Source organism: Bacillus haimaensis, assembly GCF_048270625.1.
In the GTDB taxonomy this organism is placed as follows: Bacteria; Bacillota; Bacilli; order Bacillales; family Bacillaceae_I; genus Sutcliffiella_A; species Sutcliffiella_A haimaensis.
On sequence record NZ_CP158164.1, the window covers coordinates 1,117,411 to 1,138,324 of the forward strand.

Sequence of the window (20,914 nt, forward strand, 5' to 3'; positions counted from 1 at the left end):
TTTTTGGAATTGGTAGATATGCTGTTATTGTTTGATATTTTTCTGATTTTACTCACCATGTAACATGCAATCAGCTTGCAAATTAATTGTTTTTTGTACATGAAAAAGTTATAATATTTATGAATAAAAAATAAAAATATTCATAGGTTCACGGAGGCGGAGAAAATTGTCCAAGGGATTTACCAATGAAGAGAAGGAAATCATTCATGAAAAGCTGCTGACAAATGGAAAGGAGCTTTTTGAGAGATTTGGGCTGCAAAAGACATCCATCTCACAGCTGACAAAAGCGGTGGGAATTGCCCAGGGAACATTCTATCTTTTTCACTCATCCAAAGAAGAACTATACTTCACCATTTTGGAACAAGAGGAGGAGAAACTGAAAGCGACCATTCTTGAGCATATAAAAAGTCCCATGACAGCTGGGGCTTTCAAACAGCTTTTATTATATTCGATCAAAACAATTGAAAAAAATCCATTTATCCAACAACTATTCCAACAGAACGAGATGGAGCGATTGGTGAGGAAACTGCCTCCGGAGCGTATGGAGAAGCATATAAACAAAGATACGGAGGATTTGACTCCACTCGTAAAACTCTGGCAGTCAGAAGGAAGTATGGAATCAGTACGTCCGGAAGTGGTGAGTGGTGCGTTCCGTTCCTTCATTTTTCTGGCACTGCATCAAAAAGAGATAGGGGAAGAGGTCTACTGGGAGACAATGGAGCTTATGGCGGAAAGCTTGGCAGATCGCCTGTTCAAATAGGGGGAAGACGTATGATCAAGGTGAAGAATTTATCTTATCGTTTCAAAGGCAAGGAAGTAAACACCATAAAGGACATCACCTTCGAGGTTCAAGAAGGGGAAATCTTCGGTTTTCTCGGTCCTTCAGGGGCAGGGAAAAGTACGACGCAGAAGATTTTGATTGGTCTTCTCGGTGATTATGAAGGATCTGTCCGAGTAATGGGAACGGAAGTGAAGGAACGAAACAGGGATTTCTATGAAAGAATTGGGGTTGCTTTTGAATTTCCGAATTTTTATCACAAACTATCTGGATATGAAAATTTAGAGCTGTTCAAAGGACTTTATACCGTGCCAACCATTCCTGTGATGGAACTGCTTAAGCTGGTTGGCCTTGAGAGCGATGCCAAGCATCGGTTTCACAGCTATTCAAAAGGGATGAAAATGCGATTGAACTTTTGTCGTGCACTTTTGAATGATCCTGATATTCTCTTTCTGGATGAACCGACATCCGGCCTTGATCCCGTCAATGCTAAAAAACTGAAGGATATAATACTCGAGAAGAAGAAGGAAGGAAAGACCATCATCCTCACCTCCCACAATATGCAGCTTGCAGAAGAACTCTGTGACCGTGTCGCTTTTATTGTAGACGGGAAAATTGCGCTCATTGATTCTCCCAAGCGTTTGAAAGAGAGTGGAGGGGAGAAGAGAATCATTGTTGAGTCAAAGGAAGGGACGATACAGAACTTCCCTTTGGAAAATGCGGGAGAAAACAAAGAATTTATGGCCATGGTAAACACCAATAGCATTGCCAGCATTTCGACAAAAGTGAAGTCACTGGAAGAAATCTTTATTGAAGTGACAGGAAGGAGTCTTATTTAGATGAAACGGATCCTCCTACTCACTGTTTCAGATATGCGATTTCAATTTCAGCATGGATTCTATTATGCCTATCTATTCATGACCATTATTTATGTTGGGATGCTGAAATATGTTCCTGCCGATTACTTGGATGTTGTGACAATTGTTGTGGTGTTCAGCGATCCATCTTTTTTGGGAGCATTTTTTGTGGGAGGTATTGTTCTGTTGGAAAAGAGCCAGGGTGTGTACGATGCGTTATTTGTGACACCTTTAAGTGTCGGTGAATTTCTAATGTCCAAAGTACTCTCTTTATCTATTATTTCGTTGGTTTCAAGTGGAGCGATTCTTTTGATGGTTCATTCCACTTTTGACGTAATTCCCTTTGTGGTTGGTATTCTATTAAGCTCCATTGTTTTTACGCTCATCGGGCTCTTGCTTGCGGTCAGAGTCAACACGGTCAATCAATTCCTTTTGACTTCTCCACTGGTATTGATGGTTTTCTTTGTCCCGGTTGTCGGATTGTTTGGATGGTGGGACTCTTGTTTTTTCAAATGGTTACCGAGTTACGCTGGACTTTTGTTAATGGAAGGAACTTTTCAAGAGCTGAAGATAGTGGAGTTTTTCTTGGCAGTTTTCATCCTGCTGCTATGGGCTGTGGGCCTATACCTTTGGGCCAAGCGTGATTTTCACAAGTATATACTCGCAACAGCGGGAGATGAAAAATGATGAGAATCAATCAGTTTGCAAAAACGGATCTTCAACTGATCAGGAGGGATGGTATTCTTCTAGTCGGGGTATTTGCCCCCATCATTCTGGCTTTATTTATTCGGTTCCTTCTTCCTGTTCTGGAAAAATGGCTGAAGGAGAACTATTCATTTTCGTTGGAGGGTTATCATGTATCCATACTTGCGATGGCATTCCTAACCGTTCCCTCCATGCTTGGAATGATGGCAGGATTCCTATTGCTTGATGACAGGGACGAAGGGATGCTTGCCTACTACGCCGTAACCCCCATGCGTAAATCAGGTTATATGCGGTATCGGATCGGATCCACTTTAGTGCTTACCTTTCTGCTGTTTTTTGCCGTTCATTTACTGGCTGATCTGGTGGAACTTCCGGTGATTGCAGGTGTTCTTCTGGCTCTGTTGTTTGCACTGGAGGCTCCTATTTTTGCACTAATGCTTGCGAATTTTGCCAACAATAAAGTGGAGGGCCTGGCCCTGAATAAGGTATTGAGCGTGAGTGTGACCTTGCCTTTACTCCTGTTTTTCATGCCTGAATCATTTCAATGGATTTTGGCGATATTGCCCACATTCTGGCCAGTAATGGCAATGGCAGCAGGAATGGATGGAGCTGGTTCATTCGCCTTCTTTTTGATTGGCGGGGTAGCAGTTCACACCTTGTATATTGGTGTATTATATCGTATGTTTATTAACAAAACGGAATAGGAAGGAGTGGGGGGAATGGCATTTTCAAGCAATCCCAATCTTGCGACAGTAACCCTGGGTATGGGCTGATTCTGGGGAACAGATGCCCGGTTCGGGTATTTACCTGGAGTGATAAGAACAAGAGTCGGATATGCTGGAGGTACAACGCCGGATCCGACCTATAGACAGATGGCAGATCATACGGAATGTCTCGAGATTGATTTCGATCCGGAAGTAATCGGTTTTGAAGATATCGTACAGCACTTTTGGAGCTCCCATAATCCTAACCGCGGGAACTATAAGGGCCGACAATATCTTTCCATTCTATTGTTTCATGATGCTGAACAAAAAGAGATGATAGAGCGCGTGAAAGATAGCTTGGAGAAATCGATGGAGGATAAAATTGAGACGGAAATCGCTTCGTATCGAGGATTTACCCTGGCGGAGGAGCGGCATCAGAAATATTATCTGAAGCGGTATCCAAAAGCAATGGATAGATTGATGTCTTATTACGGAACCCATGAGCAATTGGTGAATGCGACACTGGTTGCCAGGCTGAATAGCTTTGTAAAGGGATATGGTACACTTGCGGATTTGAAAGAAGAAATGGCGGGTTGGAACTTATCGGGAGAAGCAAGAGGGGAACTTGTGGAATTGATTGATGGAATTCGTTGGTGAAAATGATTCAATAGCCCCTAATTGGATGCAGGCAAGGAAACTAAGCGTTTCCTTGCCTGTTTTAGTATAGCGGAAGAAAAGGTCAGAGCAGTCGTACTGATAAGCCGAATAGTGAAGTAGATACGGTACGAAAGGGAAGGGTTCGTACCGCGAGATGAGGAAAAGAGGATTAGAAACGGTACGAAAGGAAAGGATTCCTACCGCGAGAAGGTGAAAAGGGGGGAGTTGTGACGGTACGAAAGGGAAGAATTCGTACCGTGACGAGGGGAGAAAGTGGTAGTTTACGGTACAAAAAGAAAAAGGCTGCAAAGGTAGTCAATGAAACAATGACTTCCTTCGCAACCTTGCAGCGATTTTCACTATCAACAAAGTGTTTATCGGATATTATGGTTGGTCTCTAAAAACAGCCTGATAGTAGTCGTTCTCCAATATCTGTGCAGAATAATAGAACTTCTGATCTACGATGGATATCATTTGATCCAAGTAGGATTGATTCACATCTGCTCCAGCATTTGGTGTGAATTTCTTCGTCTCTGCATTATATCTCCCTTTGTCTGATATGAAGCTTTTATTACGGAAAATAACGAGCGGATCAGAATCGGAAAAGATATCTGTGCCCATCAAAAGCCTCGAGTCATACTCCAATCCGAGCAGGTTGGAGAGAGTCGGAAGGATATCCAAGCTTGAAACAGGCTTTGTAATGACCGTTTCTTCCATTCCTTTTGCATAGATGATCAAGTTGCTTTTGTATAGATCAAAATTTCGTTCCACTTCCTTACCTTCGAACTCATCAATCGTCTTATAATCCAGTCCGTATGGATAATGGTCGGCACTTAAAGCTATTAAGGTGTTATCTGCCACCCCTTCTTTTTCAAGCTGGGAAAGTAAATATTCCATCGCCCTGTCCAGTTCAATCTGGGTCGCCATATAGGCTTTTGCCTGGTCGGAATGGTCCAGGTGGCTGACATAGTCCTTATTTTTGTAAGCCATTTGATTACCGCCAAAATTATATTCCAAGTGTCCACTGACTGTCATGTAGTAAGCATGGAAGGGTTCATCTTTCATGTAGTCACCTGTTGTCTTCTCCATCATTTCCAAGTCGGATGACGGCCAGGTTTCCTTAATGTTCAAACCATTCCCTATTCCCTTATAGCTGTAGCCCATATTAGGATGTGAGATATGACGGTCGTAGTAGGAATAAGTATGGTTATGATAGGCAACAGTTTTATAGCCAAGCTGCCCTAATTGATTCCCCATCACGAAAGGAACATGATTGTTTCCTGATTTTGAAAAACTCCAGACTCCCGCTTTCGGTATCAGTCCGTTTAAAGCCACATATTCTCCGTCAGAAGTGCTGACATCCCATAACGGAACATAAAAATCAGTGAATTGATAGCCTTCATGCACGAGTTTATGTAGGGTAGGTGTAATTTCCTTGTCCACTCCATAGGGCGAGAAACCTTCTGCTGTTATCAATATCAGGTTGTAGCCTTTGAACTTACCGGTATATTCGTTCTTCTTTGTTGGAGCGACTTGTGAAAAATATTGATGCATCCTTTTTATGGTGTTATTCTTTTCAACCGCAATCAAGGTCTCAAAATCGATTTCCATCATATTGAACTGAGCAGGAATGTCACCTGGCAGTTCTTCCGTCGGTTTATCCAGATCCTCCGGCTTATCGGGAGGTGCAGTCACAAAAGCCGGTTCCTTCAGTACTGGGGACCAATCAGTCAACAGCCTCATAAAATCTACGCGCATACTTGTAAGCAGCCCGAGTTTTTCTACAGAAAGGACGGGAGAGCTATTGTGGAAATAAAGGTCGTAAGCGGTATTTTGTGATTTATCTCCACTTGCCACCAACACCAATCCTCCACCGTGCAGAAAAAGGGAAACGGCAAACAAGCTGACAACCACTTTTGCATTGGATTTTTGAAAAGAGAAAGGGCCATTTCGGAAAATAATGAGCAAAATCATCGGAAGAAAGAAAATGAGAATCCATAGTAGGTTGCTCCATATTCCGGAAAGGATCTCCCTCCAGAAATCAATGACCTGTGCCGAATTTCCAGCGGAATAAAAGGTATAAAAAGTCCGGAAGAAATCATGATAGACCAATTGACTGGAATAGATAAACCCTACCGAAAATAATAAAGCTGCACTTATAATAAAGTTAAGCTTATTATGAAAGATCGAGCTTATTGCCAGGAACACCATTCCTATGGAAAAGGAAAATAAGAAGGATATCCATAACCCTTGACCGATAGGTGATACATTATGAGCATCCATAATTATTCTGAATAGCAATTCCGATAGAAAAAAAGAAAGAATAAAAAAGCCGAATAAATGCAATTTCTTGTTATTCTTCAATCTCTATCACCTCCCCATGTATAAGTATATGCTCCGTTTGATTTCTTAATATTCAGTTTTTATATTATGTTACCACAAATTAGGCATTATTTACTATAGAGAGTCCTTTTTCCTTATTTTGAAGTTCTTGATATGTTGGAACAGTTGGAATACTATGAAAATAAATGTTTTTTTTAAATTGAGAGAATAGTATTGTACGAGGAGTGCTTCGCATATGCTGAAATTTTTCCAATATAACTGGCAGGTTAGAGATGAATGGTTCGAATGGTGCAGGCAGTTACCTGATGAGGAAATGTTAAAAGAACGGATAGGCGGAATGGGAGGTATTCTTTATACTTTTTTTCATATCATCGACGTGGAGTACAGCTGGATCTGCGGTATTCAAGGGAAAGACGATGTAGTCATACCTTTTGAGGAATATAATACGCTTGATAAAGTGTTGGAACTGTCAGAGGAGTATAGACAGGAAATCCTAGCATTTCTGCAAAGCTATTCCGAGTCTTCGTCAGATCAACGCATTCAGGTTGCTTGGAACAATGATTCCTATTCGAAAGCTGAGATTCTACATCATGTTATTGCACACGAAATCCACCATATTGGGCAGATTTCGGTCTGGGCAAGAGAGATGGGGTTAAAGCCTGTGTCCGCAAATTTCATAGGAAGAGATTTAGGATAGTAAAGGGCATCTACCAATTGAATACAAATAAATAATGGAGGGTCATTTATGAAGGATATTTTACAACTTGCCAAGAAAGTTGCCACTAAAGTCATTGTCGAAGCGGGTACCATTGCGAAAGAGCGATTCGATCAGGCTGCGCAAATGGAGGAAAAGGATGAATTCGGGGATCTGGTGACAGAGGTCGATTATTTAGCGGAAGCGGTTATTTTAAAGGAAATAAGCCGGGTGTTTCCTGACCACCGAATACAAAGTGAAGAAGCAGGTGATAACGGTGTGGCAAGTGATTGGTATTGGCAGATCGATCCGTTAGATGGAACGAATAATTTTGCAATAGGGCTGCCTGTGTTTTCTGCCTCCATCACGCTGCTGTTTAAAAATGAACCGGTACTAGGTGTCATCTATGAGCCGATGGTGGACCGACTTTATGTTGCCTCCATCAATGATGGCGCATTCTGTAATGGAAAGCCTCTTAGCATCAAGAAAAAGGAATATCCTGAAAGGTCCATTGTAGGGTGGATTCAAGGACATAAAGTCCAGAATGAAGGAAAAGCGGTACGACTGAGAAATTACATAGATGTGAATTGTAAGAGAATGATGAGACTCTGGGCGCCAACGTTGCAATGGTGCATGCTGGCAAAAGGGGACCTCGATGGAATCATCCTCTACAACTCGGAAGGGGATGATTTGTATTCCGGGATTCTGATGGTAAAAGAGGCGGGGGGGATCGTCGTGGATTTTGAAGGAAATGAGTTCAAGCAAACAGATTCGAGCAAAGCACCTTACTTTATTGCCTGCCATCCCGAACATAAGGATTATTTCCTGAAGCTTGTAAACGAAGGGTTAGAACTTTCAAATGTTTCATCATTGGCAAAATAGAGATAAAGAGGTGTGCATATGAGTAAGATTATCAACTATTACAATCAATTCGATGAATGGGGCCGCTTGGAACGGGAGCCTATTGAATTTCAAGTAAACTGGCATTATATCAAGAAGTACCTGCCAAGTGAAGGGACTGTTCTGGATAATGGGGCTGGTCCAGGGAAATATTCGATGGAATTGGCCAGAGAGGGATACCGGGTCACATTAACAGACCTGACTCCCAGATTGGTCGGTATAGCGGAATCGAAAGCGAACGAGCTTGGCTTGAGTGATGCCTTCGATGATTTTCAGGCAGCAGATGCAACAAATCTATCAAACTTGGAATCGGATCAATTTGATGCAGCTTTGATGCTCGGACCCCTCTATCATTTGCAGGATGAGAAGGACCGCATCAAGGCAGTACAAGAGTTACATAGAGTTACAAAACAAAAAGGTATAGTATTTGTGGCGTTCATGCCACGTAGCAAACACATCCTATCCTCTCTGCAAGCACCGGGTAATTGGAAGCCGAATAACACAATGGATGCGATTGGTGAGTTTGCCGATTCAGGATGTTTCACTCATGCCGATGAAGGTCGTTTTACCGGTGCCTACTATTTCAATATTGAGGAAATCACGCCATTCATGGAAGCGAACGGGTTTGAAACGATGGAACTGATAGGTTCTAATGTCGGTGCCATGCTCTCCAAAGAAAGCTTGAGCTATTGGAATGAAAGGGGAGAATCGGATATGGACAGACTTCTTCAACTATTTATTGAAAAAGCTGCAGACCCTTATCTACTTGGGGTATCTTCCCATCTGCTTTATATCGGGAGAAAAAAGGATAGATGATAGTTTGGGGAGATAAATCCCTATCATTGTAACAAAATAATGAGGGGAATAACTTACATATTCCCATTAGACAAAAAATATGGAATTGGCAAAAGCTAAGTATACCTTTTCATTCATGAATTTTTAGTCGAAACATCCAATTATTCCAAAAGTTCCTTCCGAAAATTTCTAAGGTTACACCACCAATGGTTGTCAAAAAAAACGAAGCCCCTCCCAAACCATTTTCATGGCAATCCAACTTTTTGTCTACAAAGTTATCTCACTAATCCTCCCATATCATTCGTATTCCCATCTGCAATTATTGTCGATATTGTAACCTTTTTGTAACTCTTTCAAACTAACAACCTCTTACACTTAAAACAAGATTAAATGTATGGAGGAAACTTAATGAACAGACAACAGAAAAGGAAAAGAGTTAAAGAATGGGAGTTGTCAGTAATAGTTGCATTTATGGTGACAGTAATCCTTTTCCTTCCAACTAATTTGCCGCTGGGTCAAACTGCAGGGAAAATTGAAGCACCTACAATCAATAAAGATATACCACCAAGTTTGAAGCATGTTGGAAAAAAGGCTGAATTACACCATATAACCCTAAGTGGGTCTACAATCAAGAAAGAATTAGAAATCGCTACTCCAAAAGAGGAACTGCAATCGGATGAGAAGCTCATATTCCTGACCTTTGATGATGGTCCTAACAACGCAACTGAAGCGCTGTTGGATGTACTTTCTAAATATGATGCAACAGCTACTTTTTTTATGCTGGAACCGCTGATCAAAAAAAACGATGAGCTGGTAACGAAAATGATGGAAGAAGGACATAGCTTGGCATTGCATGGTGTCACCCATGATCTAAACCTATTTTATGCATCCAAGCAAACCGTGCTCGATGAAATGAACAGGGCCCAAAAAGCAATCCGGGACATTACAGGAAAAGACTCCAATCTGATCCGTACCCCCTATGGTTCCATGCCGCATATGACCCCTGAATACATAATGGCGATCGAAAAAGAAGGTTATTTAATGTGGGATTGGAATGTAGATAGTATGGACTGGTATTATAGGGGAGAAGATTATGTCGATGAAACATTGCAACAGATCAGACAGTTAGAGGAAAGTGACATTACCCCTATTGTTCTTCTTCATGACTTGGTTACTACTGTCGAGTATTTGCCGCAACTTTTAGATACATTAATTGATAAAGGCTACACCTTCAAAGGGCTGACAGAGGAGATGCAGCCTGTACAATTTCATTAAGGATGAGATTCATGCACAAATTTCTTTTGCTTTGTTCAATACTATTATGCTTGACAGGATGTATGGATTTCCACAGTTCCCCCATTAGTCTAGTAACGCTCCCAGAAAAATCGGAGCAACAGGAGGAGCTATCAGAAATCGTAAAACAGGCTCTACCAGAAAGAACAGTTCCTATACTTCCGCAAAGGACGGAGCAAGATAAAATCACCTTTCTATACTCTGGAAAAGAAAGAATTCATGCAGCTGTTTTTTTTCAAAATGAAAATGAATATGGAAATATTTCCATGCGTCTGTTTTCATATATGGATAATCACTGGAGCAAAACTGGAGAGCTCTCACTGAATGGTAATGATGTCCATATGATTCAGACGGAAGACTTGAATAGGGATGGCGTGGACGAATTGATGGTCACGACAGAATCATTTGATGAATATCAGAAGAACCTGTTTGTGATAAGCTTTTCGCCTGAAAACAAGTGGAGTTTAATGGAGGTTGGTAAATACCACCAATTTATTGCAGGTACTATTTCAGAGAAAGCCCCACTTCTATATACATTACATTTTGATAGAAATGTGTCCGCAAAATTGTCTGCGTATAAAATGACAGAGAAAATGTCATTGGAATTGGTCAGTGAAATACCATTAGATGAATTTGTAAATGGCTACGAAGTGCTCAGACTTGGAAAAATAAATGAGGTTAGGGACGCCATCTTTTTAGATGCCTCTCAAGGCGCGAATTCTGCTCAAACCCAAATTGTCACATGGAATAAAAACAAATTGGAAAAAGCAACAGATGAAGTTGATTTCCCGTTATACAAACCACGATTTGTTTATTCCGAAGACATTAACGAAGACGGTATCATCGAAATTGGCTCGTTGTATGAACCAAGCGGCTGGGAGGATGTCCCTCTTGCAGAAATGCGATGGATACACGCTTACTATCAATTGACAAGTAATAAAAGCTTTCTTTTGGTCCATGAAAGATATGTAGATTTTGAAAATGGCTTTTACATCAATTTCCCAGACGAATGGAGGCAAAAAACGACTTTTTCAAGGAATGATATTTCTGATGCACTGACTATCATCAATACAAAGAGTCAGGAAGAGCTATTAAGAATCAGGTGGCTCCCCGCTGATGCCGCTCCGCTGAATAGGAGCAAATGGCTTCCTATTTTAAAGACGCCTACGATGATCTATTATATACCTAACGAAAACAAGTTCATGCAATACAAGCATATTATTCATTTAGTATCCAAGCTTAAAGGGGAGAGGTAGAAATGGCACAAATACTTGTGGTAGAAGATGAAGACTCCATAAGAAGTCTGATTGCCCTCCATGTGAAAAGAGCAGGACACCATGTATTGGAAGCTTCTTCAGCGGAGGAGGCAATGGATATTATCAAGCATCACACTCCCCTTCTTGCCCTTTTGGATATCATGCTCCCTGGAAAAGACGGACTGCATCTTTGCCAGCATTTAAAAAAAGAAAAACCTTCCACAGGCATTATCATGTTAACTGCAAAAACACAGGAAGATGATAAGATAACGGGTCTAAAGCTTGGTGCGGATGATTACATCGCAAAACCATTCAGTCCAAAAGAGCTTCTGGCCAGAATGGAAGCTGTTGCGAGGAGACTACCAGGGCAGGAAGAGCAAAAAGCCATTCACTCAGGTCCTTTCACACTTGATCTCGTTAAAGAGGAGCTCTCCTTGAATGAAAAACCAGTTTCGTTGACTCCTACTGAATATGGAATAATAAAATTATTAATGGAAAAATCACCAACCCCATTATCCAGAGATGATATATTGGACGAGGTTTGGGGAAACATTATGTAGGAGATATTAAGGTGGTGGATGTAAATATCCGCAGATTACGAAAAAAGTTGGAGCCAACCCCCTCCCACCCGGAATTTATCCAAACCTACTGGGGAAAAGGTTATGTCTGGGTTGTGGATGGAAGATGAAACGTAGAGTAATCCTTCATTATATGGTACTTATCACTGTTACCCTTGTTCTTATCGAAGGACTTCTTTTCTTCACCGTGAACCGTTTCTATTACCACGGTGTAGCCCAATCAATCATAGAACATGCAGAAACATCAGTACATGTATATGAGCAATCACATCCTGAGCAGATGGTACCTCTTCATTCACATGCTAGGGTCATTATGGAACTTTTTACAATGGATAATATAGATTTGTCTTTATTTACTTTGAATGGAAATCAAATAGCAACATCCTCAGGAATATTGCCTAAGAACGAAAAGAAAGTTCTATTCGAACCAAAAATAATATCAGGTGAGTCGTATTTTACAATAGAAAAGCAGGAAAAAGAAAGAACAATGTCCGTATATGCCCCATTAATAGAAAGGGGACAAGTGGTAGGAGTGCTGCAATATCATACCTCGCTTAAGAGGATAGATGATCAGGTGTTTTCCCTGTACCGCATCTTCCTGCTCATCGGCCTTTCAATCCTTGCCATTGTCTTTTTTATTAGCCAAAGACTAGCCAACTCAATCGTAATGCCGGTAAAGGAACTAATAGATTTTTCCGAAAGGATGGCTCATGGGAATTTTAATACACGTATAAATGAGACATACAGGGATGAGTTAAAAACTCTTGCCGGTACACTCAATAAAATGGCAGATGAAATTGTCCAATCCAATCAGTTGAAGCATGACTTTATTTCCTCTGTTTCCCACGAGCTTAGAACACCTTTGACAAGTATCATGGGATGGGTCGAAACCCTTAACGAAGATATCACAGTGGAAGAGAAAGCGCTCGCCGTGAACATCATCTCTAAAGAGGCAAACAGGCTCACATTACTTGTGGAGGAGCTCCTTGACTTTTCCAAGCTACAAGGGGACAGAATGAAATTAAATCGAACGGAACTAAATATTAACTCCCTATTATTCCATGTTGCACTTCAAATGAAAAACAGAGCTTTACAAAAGAACGTCATGATTGAATTGAACGGCGGGAAGAAGGAATATACGATTTTAGGGGATGAGTATAAACTTAGACAGGTATTTATCAACATTCTAGACAATGCCATAAAATTCTCAAAAGAAAATGGTAAGGTTGAGGTCCGATTAAATGAAAAAAAAGACAAGTTGCTAATTGAAATAAAGGACAATGGAATAGGCATACCAAAAGAAAAATTGATACGTGTTACCGAAATGTTCTATCAAGCCCATCCTGAAAAAACAGGTACCGGCCTTGGCCTTGCCATCAGTAAAAAGATAGTGGAGCTGCATGGTGGAGAAATCTCAATAGATAGCGAAGAAGGAAGAGGGAGCAGTGTCAAGATAAGTCTGAATTATTTGGAGTGATTCTTAACTTTCATTTTTACAAAATACTTTGTTCAACAAATCTGAAAGTAGCCTTTGAGATTACGAAAAAGGAAAAAGAAGGGAATAGCGGTTATAAAAGCCCTGTTTGAAACCACATAAAGCAAAAAGAGGAAGATGGCGGTCAAAAAACCCCCGTTTGAGACCACAATAAAGCAAAAAGAAGAAAATGGCGGTCACAAAACCCCCGTATGAGACCACGAAAAAGCAAAAAGAGGAAAATGGCGGTCACCAAAGCCCAGTTTGAGACCACAATAAAGCAAAATGAAGAAAATGGCGGTCACAAAACCCCCGTATGAGACCACGAAAAAGCAAAAAGAGGAAAATGGCGGTCACAATAGCAAATCATTAATGAAAGGTCGAGATCCAGAGCTATAAGGATTTCGACCTTCATAATTGTTAGTGTAACTAGGTTGTGTTCTCATTGATTTAACCCAGTATATAACGTATCCTCGAGCCCTTTCCTAAGAGAATACCAAACGGAGGCTAGCAATCCACAGCTGCATGGATAATAGTTTGTTTCCTTACCCCTTCACCCAAATCGCTTTCGTATAACCGATCCGCATCCCTGCTCTTTCCATATTGTTCTGACTCACAGATCCGAATTTCGCCTGGCCCACCACCAAGCTGCATTCTTCTCTAAAAGCCTGATGGATTCTCTGCTGAATCAGTGCCCTTTGGATACCTCTACTCCTGAATGAGGGCAGTGTAGCTGCTGCTGCAAGAGTGGCGATCCGATCCTTGATGAACACAACCCCAATCCCTGCAGGTTCACCGTTAACACTGGCAAGATAAAAGGTCCATCGATCATGGTCAAAGAGCACTGCATTGTTTTGTGCTACACCATCTTTAAGGAAAGCAGGCATCTGAAACCCTTGGACATATATGTCGGCATAAGTGGAAGCTTCGTGCTTTTCCATCTTGCGAATGGATAGTGAATCATCCTCTGAAGTCGATACTTCCGAGATGGGCATGAATAGCGTGGTATGAAAATCATTCTGATAAAATCCTAATCTATGAAGCTGATGAAGCAATTCCGTTGAAGTGTGTGCAGGTGTTAGTTCAAAACGTACAGGAATCTCTTTTTGTCGATAGAAATCAAGAATCTCCTCTAAAAAACCTTCATCCTCGCTGTTTAGACCTTTGACGGTATTAAAGGCAGGTCCAGGAATATTTTTGCATGAAAAAGCAGTGGCATTCCCAAATCTCTTCATCTCCACCCCCATCGGATTGCCTTCAATATCCTGAATGGCACTCAATCTGGAGTGCAACGCATCTATTTCCGAATTCTCCAATTCCACTGCAAGCTTCTTGTTCACCGTCCCAATCATATTCCGTCCCCCCATTGTTCTATAGATGCTATTACATCTTTTAATACTTCAATTGAGCCAAGTACATCATCCTTGTATTGCAAGGCGTGATCGACATCGGATATTAGCCTGGTTGTGAATACCGGATTCTCATTGACTTCCTTAAACCTATCTTCCTTGTAGCATGGGTCTGCATCACCAATAATACAAATGCTTTTATGTCCGCACGAAACCATCGCATCAGAAACGTCTTTTCTTTGTAGTAATGGAGTGAGCCAAATCGCATTGGCAGAATGAAAGACATCTCTTTTCAGCTCGGAACTCATTGCAATGGTGCCAAGGGACTTCCCAACAAGATAAAAGGTGTCATAGTCATCTGTGCTAATAGCTTGGTCAATCACCTCACGTACATCATGAATGATTGCTTTTGTAATTTCATCCATGGTAAAGGATTCATAGAAAGCATCATTGTATTGGTAATTAACCTGAAGTACATCAATACTTCGATTTAAAAACAACCCGGTTGCATAATGAAAAAGCGGGGCCTGTACGCTATAACCTGCACCAGGAAGCATAATAGCCAAGCTCCTCGATCCCTCGTCCTTGCTTAGAATTGTAAAAGGTATAGTCTTCTCTTTATAGCCCTGTATACTGTTTGTCCTGATTTGCATCCTTATTTCCCCCATTTTTAAAAAGCCGAAAAATTAAAAATACTTGTTACAATTTTAGCACAATATTCCAGACTGAAAAGAAAAACATTCCATTTGATTCACAAACTTTTGCATAGAAAAACATGGAAAACAAAGACTAACACGTATCCAAGAAAAGGTGGGGGAATGAAATGAAACGGTTCAATCGAGTCATCTTAATAGTAATAAGTCTGATGCTTGCCATGACTACCAGTGCACTAGCAGAACGGCAGACATATAAATCAAGAGACGAAATTCCAACAGAATATAAATGGAAAATCCAAATCCTTTATTCCGATTCAGGTAAATGGAAAAGTGATGCGAAAAAAGCGAAAAAGCTTGCTGATCAGTTTGTGGAAAAGAAGGGGCCGATACAATCCGATAAGCAGATTCTTACTTTGTTGGAGGAGTATTTTGAGCTATATCGATTGGTGGAAAAGTTGTATGTGTATGCCCGTGTGAACCAGGACATGGATATCAGCAGCTCAAGCGCCCAGGAGCTTTCCAATGAAGCCGAAATGATGATGATGTATGTGGTAGAGCGGACGGCATGGCTTTCCAATGAGCTTCAGGCAGTGGAAAAAAAGCAGTGGGACACCTTCTTAGAAAGCGAAAAGCTGACCCCTTTCCGTTACTTCCTGAAACAGACCTATGAGGAGAAAAAGCACGCACTGCCAAGTGAAATGGAACAGCTCCTAATCAAGACAATGCCAATCGTGAATGCGCCAAGTGAGCTGTTTACGATGATGTCCAAGGATCTTGTCCTGCCTTCGTTTACTGTACAGGAGAAAGAGTATTCATTGACGGCACCATTATATAGCGTGTACATGTCGAGCCCAAACCGCGAAGTGCGTAAAGCTGCATTTCAGACGTACTATAAAACCCTGGAAAATTATCAGGACACCTTCGCTTCGATGCTGGCTAACATCGTGAAAGCTAATAACTTTTTTGCTAGCACCAGGAAGTATCCAAATGCTCTGGAGGCACATCTAACCAGCAATGAAGTCGACCCAAAGGTCTACACCCAGCTAATTGACACGGTTAATGAGCATTTGCCGCTACTCCATAAATACCTGGCATTAAAAAAGGAATATATAAAGCTTGATACGATGCATATGTACGATTTATCAGCACCGTCTCCTTTTACACCGGATGAGGTAATACCGTATGAACAAGCGAAGGATACCGTCATTAAAGGGTTGAGCCCGCTCGGAGCAGCGTATTTATCCACATTATCCAAAGGGCTATTGGAAAATTGGGTCGATGTCTACAGCACAAAAGGGAAAGCCACAGGTGCCTATCAGATTGGCTCCTACGATGCTCATCCATTTGTATTATTGAATTATCAGGGCCTGCCGAGTGATGTGCTGACCTTGGCCCATGAGATGGGGCATGCGATGCATTCCCACTTTTCCAATAAGAAGCAGCCCTATCATGCTGCAAGGTATGTGACCTTTACGGCGGAAGTTTCCTCGACCCTGCAGGAGCATCTTTTGCACAAGCAGCTGATGAAGGAGGCAAATACAAAGGAGGAAAAGCTTCATGCCCTCTATCAATATCTCGAGGATTTCCGCGTGACCTTGTTCCGTCAGACGCAATTTGCCGAGTTTGAAAAGATCATTCATGAAATGGCGCAGGAGGAACAGGTGCTGCACGCGGATTCATTGAAAAAGGTGTACAATGATCTGAATGAAAAGTATTACGGAAAAGCTGTTGATGTGGACAAAGAGATTGCAATGGAATGGGCAAGGGTGCCGCACTTTTTCCATTCAAGCTTCTACACGTATCAGTATGCGACAAGCTTTGCCGCTTCAGCAGCTCTCACGCAACAGCTCGAGGAGGACGGTGTGCAGGCGCAGAATCGTATCCTGAAAGAGTTGTTCTCCTCCGGGGGAAGCAGACCGCCGCTGGAGATCTTGGAACGGGCCGGAGTGGACATGAGCAAGAAGGAACCGATAGAAGAGACGATGAAGCGCTATGAAGAGCTGATCGAGGAATTTGAAAAGCTTTTAAAGGAGCAATAACGAAAATAACGGACTTGGCAGGCAACTGTCGGGTCCTTTGCTCATCTTTTTGGTAAGCTCTTTTCGTAAAGTTTGTTGCATATAACAGTAAAAAATCGGCTTTTGGATTTTTTACAGGGATAAACTACGCAATATTTAAAGAGTAGATGATCTAATACTCCGAAAAGAGCACGATGGTATGTAAATTTACGTGTTTACGCGTTATTCGCCAAAAACAACAAGTTCTGCGAAAACAATATTTTTGGTATAGTAGTACTATGTGAGAAAATGAACAAACGAAAGTCGGGAGAGCTTGAAACATGAGAAAATTTAAAATTGGCTATCGGACAGCCAAAACGGCTCTCGGTACAGGTATTGCCATCAGTATTGCCCAGCTGTTGGAGCTGGACTTCTATGCATCCGCCGGGATCATTGCCATCCTTTGCATCCAGAACACGAAGCGAAAATCATGGAAAGTGGCAACAGCAAGATTTCTTGCCTGCGCTTTGAGCCTGGTATTCGGTTTTGTCTTTTTTGAACTGCTGGGATACCATCCCGTATCAATCGGACTATTACTGCTATTCTTCATACCGGTCACCGTCATGCTGAAAATAACAGAAGGAATCGCAACCAGTTCCGTTGTGCTCCTGCATGTATATTCTGTGGAACAATACTCGTTTGGGCTAGTTGCCAATGAACTCAGCATCATTTCCATAGGAATAGGGGTGGCCCTTTTCTTGAACACATACATGCCGAGCGTGGAGAAGGAGCTTACCAGATTTCAACTGAAAATTGAAGAGAATTTTTATAAAGTCTTTTCCGAGCTTGCCTATTATTTGAAGCATGGCGACAACGGCTGGGATGGGAAGGAAATACCGGGAACTGCACATGTCCTGCGGGAAGCAAAAAGCTTGGCGTTCCGTGATGTCGAAAACCACTTCAAGCGGGAGGAAGACCATTTCTACTACTACTTCAAAATGCGTGAAAAGCAATTGGATGTGATGGAGCGCATGCTGCCGATCGTCTCCACCATAGATAATGATGTAGAGCAGGCCAAGATGATTGCCGAGTTTATCGAAGACCTGGCAGATTCGATCCACTCCGGCAATACCGCCTACCGGTTTCTGCAACGCCTGAGGGAAATGCATGAAGAATTCCAGGCGATGCCCCTTCCGGAGACAAGAGAGGAGTTTGAAACGAGGGCATCACTGGTCCATCTGACAAAAGAGTTGGAACAATACCTCATTTTAAAAAGTGATTTTGTCGGATTGAAGGCCTCGTCATGAATGGAATGAACACCTTTCAACCACACTACTATTAAAAGGTAGGTGGATGAAAGGTGTTTATTTTTACGCTCATTTTCGCACTCGTCACTTCTCCCATATGGCCACTCGGACCAAATCCGCTGCCAGGTGACCCGTATATCATTGTAAACAAAAAGACCAACGAACTTGCCTATTTCCATGAGGAACAGCTAAAAGAGGTCCACTCCGTTGCCACAGGGAAATCCATCGAGCTCACACCTGAAGGAGAATTCACCATCATCGTAAAAGCCAAAAATCCCTACTACCGCAAAAAGGACATCCCAGGTGGAGACCCGCAGAACCCGCTCGGTACCAGATGGATCGGCTTTGACGCAGAGGACTCCGATGGCCGGACATACGGTGTCCATGGCACCAACAACCCCAACTCCATCGGCGGCTATGTCACCCAAGGATGTATAAGACTGCCAAACGAAATGGTGGAAGAACTCTTTGACCATATCCCAATTGGCACAAAGATCTGGATCGTTCATTCGGATAAAACGTTTGAGGAGTTGGGGAGGGAGAAGGGGGCATTAAGGTAATAGAGGGATGTAGAGGTAGATAGGCACAGAATAATGACAATAGTTTTGCAAAGTGTCTACGGATAGGGCAATTTTATCCTAATCATTGATCTCAATCCGGCCAAAGAGGGGATTGAATCAGAGGCTATTTTTTTATTATCTATATGGCCTGTGTTATTTGTAATATGCAGTAAAGACCGCAATTCATAAAAGAAATAAATGCGGTCTTTACGTTGTTTTCATATTTTTTAATGTGTACTCTATCCGAGATTGGCATGTTTGCCGTACATTTTAGTAGAATCTAAGCCTTTTTTTTCCATGAATCGCAAGATCAAAGCATCATAAAATAATTACATCGTTTGCTCAAAAAGTGCCTGTCCGACTTAATTCTTGAACGACTTCAGCTAAATATTGAGTAGTTTTCATAGTTAAAATTAAGCTTGTTTAATCAATGCTTGCATTTTAGCTGCAACTGCCTTTTTATCGTCTTTGCTTGTGATACCCCCACCAACGATGACAAGATCTGGTTGTACTTTAATCACATCTGGAAGTGTTTCTAATTTGATTCCGCCTGCAATAGCCGTTTTCGCATTTTTAACAACGCTCTTAATGGTTACAAGGTCTTCGAAAGAATTTTTTCCTACAGCTTGAAGGTCATAACCTGTATGAACGCAGATATAATCTACTCCTAGTTCGTCCAGTTCTTTCGCACGAACTTCAATGTCTTTAACTGCGATCATATCAGCAAGGATTTGTTTACCTTGTTTTTTTGCTTCTTCTACAGCACCTTTAATGGACTCGTCTTCAGCTGTACCTAGAATAGTGATGATGTCAGCGCCTGCTGCAGATGCTTGGCTAACTTCATATCCGGCTGCATCCATGATTTTAAGATCAGCTAAAACAGTTAAGTTAGGGAAGGCAGCTTTCACTTCCTTTACTGCTTTAAGGCCTTCATTAATCACAACCGGCGTGCCGATTTCTACTACATCAATATGATTTTCCACTTCTTTCACCAATTCAATGGCTCCTGGAATATCTACAAGATCTAATGCTAATTGTAATTTCATTTATTACTCGCTCCTTATATAATAGTATAATTGTGCCTTATAGCTTTCTTTTGTTCAGTGTTATTGCTACAATTTATTGCTATTTACTAACGGCACGATACTCAGTATACTGGTTATGTTACTAAATTAAAAGTATGCACTTTTTTATCATATAGTAACAAAAAGTATACTATGGGACAAAATAAGAGTTGGAGGTGAAATAAATGCCGAATCTTGGAGAAAAAGTGTTTAATTGTGAAAAAGAATTGACTCTTTCGATTATTGGAGGAAAGTGGAAAATGCTGGTATTGTGGCATCTAGGAAAAGAAGGAACCAAACGTTTTGGTGAACTAAAGGCCCTCATGCCTGGTATCACTCAAAGAATGCTTGTTAATCAATTGCGTGAACTTGAAGACCATTTGATTGTTCATCGTAAAGTCTATCCTGTCGTTCCGCCAAAAGTTGAATATTCACTCACTGAGCAGGGAAGAAGTCTGATGCCAATTCTAGAAGCTATGTATGACTGGGGTAAAGGTTATATTGAGAATGTATTGGAAAAAGAAACAGAAAACAAATCGTCTATTCAGTAAAAAAATGAGTGTCTCCTAATTATACTAACAAACCACGGCCAGCTATCTTAATAAAGATGCTGTCCGTGGTTTTTTATATCTCTACGTATATAAAAGGTTGAAAAAACACACCATTTAATAAAAGAATCAGTTACTAAAAAGCCAAGGGCAGCGAATCTTATATAATCGCTGTCATTAGCTTTTCACTCTTGGTATTGGATTCAAGTTTATAGTACTATTTTTAACACTATGTTATATCAATGTATCTATATGTTAATAAAGTGCGTACTTTCAAAAGTATTACATACGTAATATACTGATTTTGCTCAAGTAATAGCGAGCTTAAAGAATACTACAAAACCTTAAAAGAATACTGCTACAAGCATGGTGAGATGAAGTGAAACTTCATTTTAATAA

General features: G+C 41.2%; 20 protein-coding genes and 2 pseudogenes. 17 read left to right on the forward strand and 5 right to left on the reverse strand.

Going from position 1 to position 20,914, the window contains the following annotated elements:
* Nucleotides 1–166: 166 nt before the first annotated feature.
* The 6 genes from ABN702_RS05485 (at nt 167) to ABN702_RS05510 (ending at nt 4,102) form a co-directional block, all read left to right on the forward strand.
* Nucleotides 167–760 (forward strand): TetR/AcrR family transcriptional regulator, encoded by a 594-nt coding sequence (locus tag ABN702_RS05485; protein WP_417899740.1) that lies wholly within the window; start codon nt 167–169, stop codon nt 758–760.
* A gap of 11 nt (nt 761–771) precedes the next feature.
* On the forward strand, nt 772–1,617 hold the full coding sequence (locus ABN702_RS05490) for an ABC transporter ATP-binding protein (protein WP_417899741.1): 846 nt from the start codon (nt 772–774) through the stop codon (nt 1,615–1,617).
* Nucleotides 1,618–2,322, forward strand: a complete 705-nt coding sequence (locus tag ABN702_RS05495) for a hypothetical protein (protein WP_417899742.1) — start codon at nt 1,618–1,620, stop codon at nt 2,320–2,322.
* Entirely contained in the window at nt 2,319–3,044 is a 726-nt protein-coding gene (locus ABN702_RS05500) for a hypothetical protein (protein ID WP_417899743.1), read from the forward strand. The genes ABN702_RS05495 and ABN702_RS05500 overlap by 4 nt, the downstream gene beginning before the upstream one ends.
* 108 nt (nt 3,045–3,152) lie before the next feature.
* Nucleotides 3,153–3,701 carry a peptide-methionine (S)-S-oxide reductase MsrA gene (locus ABN702_RS05505; RefSeq protein ID WP_417899744.1) on the forward strand — a complete coding sequence of 183 codons (549 nt, stop codon included), beginning with the start codon at nt 3,153–3,155 and terminating at the stop codon, nt 3,699–3,701.
* Nucleotides 3,702–3,928: 227 nt separating this feature from the next.
* A complete protein-coding gene (locus ABN702_RS05510; protein ID WP_417899745.1) occupies nt 3,929–4,102 on the forward strand; it encodes a hypothetical protein in 174 nt (57 codons plus the stop codon).
* On the opposite strand, the gene ABN702_RS05515 is transcribed toward ABN702_RS05510, so the two are convergent.
* Nucleotides 4,086–6,065, reverse strand: coding sequence for an LTA synthase family protein (locus tag ABN702_RS05515; protein WP_417899746.1), 1,980 nt, complete (start codon nt 6,063–6,065; stop codon nt 4,086–4,088). The two genes, ABN702_RS05510 and ABN702_RS05515, sit on opposite strands and share 17 nt — an antisense overlap.
* Nucleotides 6,066–6,279: 214 nt before the next feature.
* Here ABN702_RS05515 and ABN702_RS05520 point away from each other — a divergent pair, with 214 nt between their 5' ends.
* The 7 genes and pseudogenes from ABN702_RS05520 (at nt 6,280) to ABN702_RS05550 (ending at nt 13,037) form a co-directional block, all read left to right on the forward strand.
* On the forward strand, nt 6,280–6,741 hold the full coding sequence (locus ABN702_RS05520) for a DinB family protein (RefSeq protein WP_417899747.1): 462 nt from the start codon (nt 6,280–6,282) through the stop codon (nt 6,739–6,741).
* Between the two features lie 48 nt (nt 6,742–6,789).
* Nucleotides 6,790–7,620, forward strand: coding sequence for an inositol monophosphatase family protein (locus ABN702_RS05525; protein ID WP_417899748.1), 831 nt, complete (start codon nt 6,790–6,792; stop codon nt 7,618–7,620).
* Nucleotides 7,621–7,638: 18 nt separating this feature from the next.
* Nucleotides 7,639–8,454 carry a class I SAM-dependent methyltransferase gene (locus tag ABN702_RS05530; protein ID WP_417899749.1) on the forward strand — a complete coding sequence of 272 codons (816 nt, stop codon included), beginning with the start codon at nt 7,639–7,641 and terminating at the stop codon, nt 8,452–8,454.
* A gap of 387 nt (nt 8,455–8,841) precedes the next feature.
* Nucleotides 8,842–9,708, forward strand: coding sequence for a polysaccharide deacetylase family protein (locus ABN702_RS05535; RefSeq protein ID WP_417899750.1), 867 nt, complete (start codon nt 8,842–8,844; stop codon nt 9,706–9,708).
* 11 nt (nt 9,709–9,719) lie between these two features.
* The gene (locus tag ABN702_RS05540) at nt 9,720–10,982 is read left to right on the forward strand and encodes a hypothetical protein (protein WP_417899751.1); all 1,263 of its coding nucleotides are present in this window, start codon (nt 9,720–9,722) and stop codon (nt 10,980–10,982) included.
* 2 nt (nt 10,983–10,984) lie between these two features.
* A pseudogene (locus tag ABN702_RS05545) lies at nt 10,985–11,670 on the forward strand (response regulator transcription factor).
* On the forward strand, nt 11,667–13,037 hold the full coding sequence (locus ABN702_RS05550; protein WP_417899752.1) for a sensor histidine kinase: 1,371 nt from the start codon (nt 11,667–11,669) through the stop codon (nt 13,035–13,037). Before ABN702_RS05545 ends, ABN702_RS05550 begins: the two are co-directional and overlap by 4 nt.
* Before the next feature lie 542 nt (nt 13,038–13,579).
* Here the strand turns inward: ABN702_RS05550 and ABN702_RS05555 are convergent.
* Nucleotides 13,580–14,386 carry a GNAT family N-acetyltransferase gene (locus ABN702_RS05555; protein WP_417899753.1) on the reverse strand — a complete coding sequence of 269 codons (807 nt, stop codon included), beginning with the start codon at nt 14,384–14,386 and terminating at the stop codon, nt 13,580–13,582.
* Nucleotides 14,383–15,036, reverse strand: coding sequence for an alpha/beta family hydrolase (locus tag ABN702_RS05560; protein ID WP_417899754.1), 654 nt, complete (start codon nt 15,034–15,036; stop codon nt 14,383–14,385). The genes ABN702_RS05555 and ABN702_RS05560 overlap by 4 nt, the downstream gene beginning before the upstream one ends.
* Before the next feature lie 170 nt (nt 15,037–15,206).
* Between ABN702_RS05560 and pepF the strand changes: the two genes are divergently transcribed.
* The 3 genes from pepF to ABN702_RS05575 all read left to right on the forward strand — a co-directional run bounded on the left by pepF (nt 15,207) and on the right by ABN702_RS05575 (nt 18,903).
* Nucleotides 15,207–17,078: an oligoendopeptidase F gene (gene pepF / locus ABN702_RS05565; RefSeq protein ID WP_417899755.1), complete on the forward strand. Its 1,872-nt coding sequence runs from the start codon at nt 15,207–15,209 to the stop codon at nt 17,076–17,078.
* A 299-nt stretch (nt 17,079–17,377) separates the two neighbouring features.
* Nucleotides 17,378–18,343: an aromatic acid exporter family protein gene (locus ABN702_RS05570; RefSeq protein ID WP_417899756.1), complete on the forward strand. Its 966-nt coding sequence runs from the start codon at nt 17,378–17,380 to the stop codon at nt 18,341–18,343.
* A 53-nt stretch (nt 18,344–18,396) separates the two neighbouring features.
* Nucleotides 18,397–18,903, forward strand: a complete 507-nt coding sequence (locus ABN702_RS05575; RefSeq protein ID WP_417899757.1) for a L,D-transpeptidase — start codon at nt 18,397–18,399, stop codon at nt 18,901–18,903.
* A 239-nt stretch (nt 18,904–19,142) separates the two neighbouring features.
* Here the strand turns inward: ABN702_RS05575 and ABN702_RS05580 are convergent.
* Together ABN702_RS05580 and hxlA are read right to left on the reverse strand one after the other, a co-directional pair.
* Nucleotides 19,143–19,256: pseudogene (locus ABN702_RS05580) on the reverse strand (6-phospho-3-hexuloisomerase); the annotation flags it as partial.
* Nucleotides 19,257–19,316: 60 nt separating this feature from the next.
* Nucleotides 19,317–19,949: a 3-hexulose-6-phosphate synthase gene (gene hxlA / locus ABN702_RS05585; RefSeq protein WP_417899758.1), complete on the reverse strand. Its 633-nt coding sequence runs from the start codon at nt 19,947–19,949 to the stop codon at nt 19,317–19,319.
* A 203-nt stretch (nt 19,950–20,152) separates the two neighbouring features.
* Between hxlA and ABN702_RS05590 the strand changes: the two genes are divergently transcribed.
* Nucleotides 20,153–20,518: a winged helix-turn-helix transcriptional regulator gene (locus ABN702_RS05590; protein WP_417899759.1), complete on the forward strand. Its 366-nt coding sequence runs from the start codon at nt 20,153–20,155 to the stop codon at nt 20,516–20,518.
* Nucleotides 20,519–20,914: the final 396 nt, after the last annotated feature.

Bases quoted from the DNA above. Each gene is read 5' to 3' on its own strand.
- ABN702_RS05540 (WP_417899751.1), top strand. From the start codon at position 9,720: ATGCACAAATTTCTTTTGCTTTGTTCAATACTATTATGCTTGACAGGA.
- ABN702_RS05570 (WP_417899756.1), top strand. From the start codon at position 17,378: ATGAGAAAATTTAAAATTGGCTATCGGACAGCCAAAACGGCTCTCGGT.
- hxlA (WP_417899758.1), bottom strand. From the start codon at position 19,949: ATGAAATTACAATTAGCATTAGATCTTGTAGATATTCCAGGAGCCATT.
- ABN702_RS05590 (WP_417899759.1), top strand. From the start codon at position 20,153: ATGCCGAATCTTGGAGAAAAAGTGTTTAATTGTGAAAAAGAATTGACT.
- ABN702_RS05560 (WP_417899754.1), bottom strand. From the start codon at position 15,036: ATGCAAATCAGGACAAACAGTATACAGGGCTATAAAGAGAAGACTATA.
- ABN702_RS05535 (WP_417899750.1), top strand. From the start codon at position 8,842: ATGAACAGACAACAGAAAAGGAAAAGAGTTAAAGAATGGGAGTTGTCA.
- ABN702_RS05525 (WP_417899748.1), top strand. From the start codon at position 6,790: ATGAAGGATATTTTACAACTTGCCAAGAAAGTTGCCACTAAAGTCATT.
- ABN702_RS05530 (WP_417899749.1), top strand. From the start codon at position 7,639: ATGAGTAAGATTATCAACTATTACAATCAATTCGATGAATGGGGCCGC.
- ABN702_RS05520 (WP_417899747.1), top strand. From the start codon at position 6,280: ATGCTGAAATTTTTCCAATATAACTGGCAGGTTAGAGATGAATGGTTC.
- ABN702_RS05495 (WP_417899742.1), top strand. From the start codon at position 1,618: ATGAAACGGATCCTCCTACTCACTGTTTCAGATATGCGATTTCAATTT.
- pepF (WP_417899755.1), top strand. From the start codon at position 15,207: ATGAAACGGTTCAATCGAGTCATCTTAATAGTAATAAGTCTGATGCTT.
- ABN702_RS05500 (WP_417899743.1), top strand. From the start codon at position 2,319: ATGATGAGAATCAATCAGTTTGCAAAAACGGATCTTCAACTGATCAGG.
- ABN702_RS05550 (WP_417899752.1), top strand. From the start codon at position 11,667: ATGAAACGTAGAGTAATCCTTCATTATATGGTACTTATCACTGTTACC.
- ABN702_RS05555 (WP_417899753.1), bottom strand. From the start codon at position 14,386: ATGATTGGGACGGTGAACAAGAAGCTTGCAGTGGAATTGGAGAATTCG.
- ABN702_RS05490 (WP_417899741.1), top strand. From the start codon at position 772: ATGATCAAGGTGAAGAATTTATCTTATCGTTTCAAAGGCAAGGAAGTA.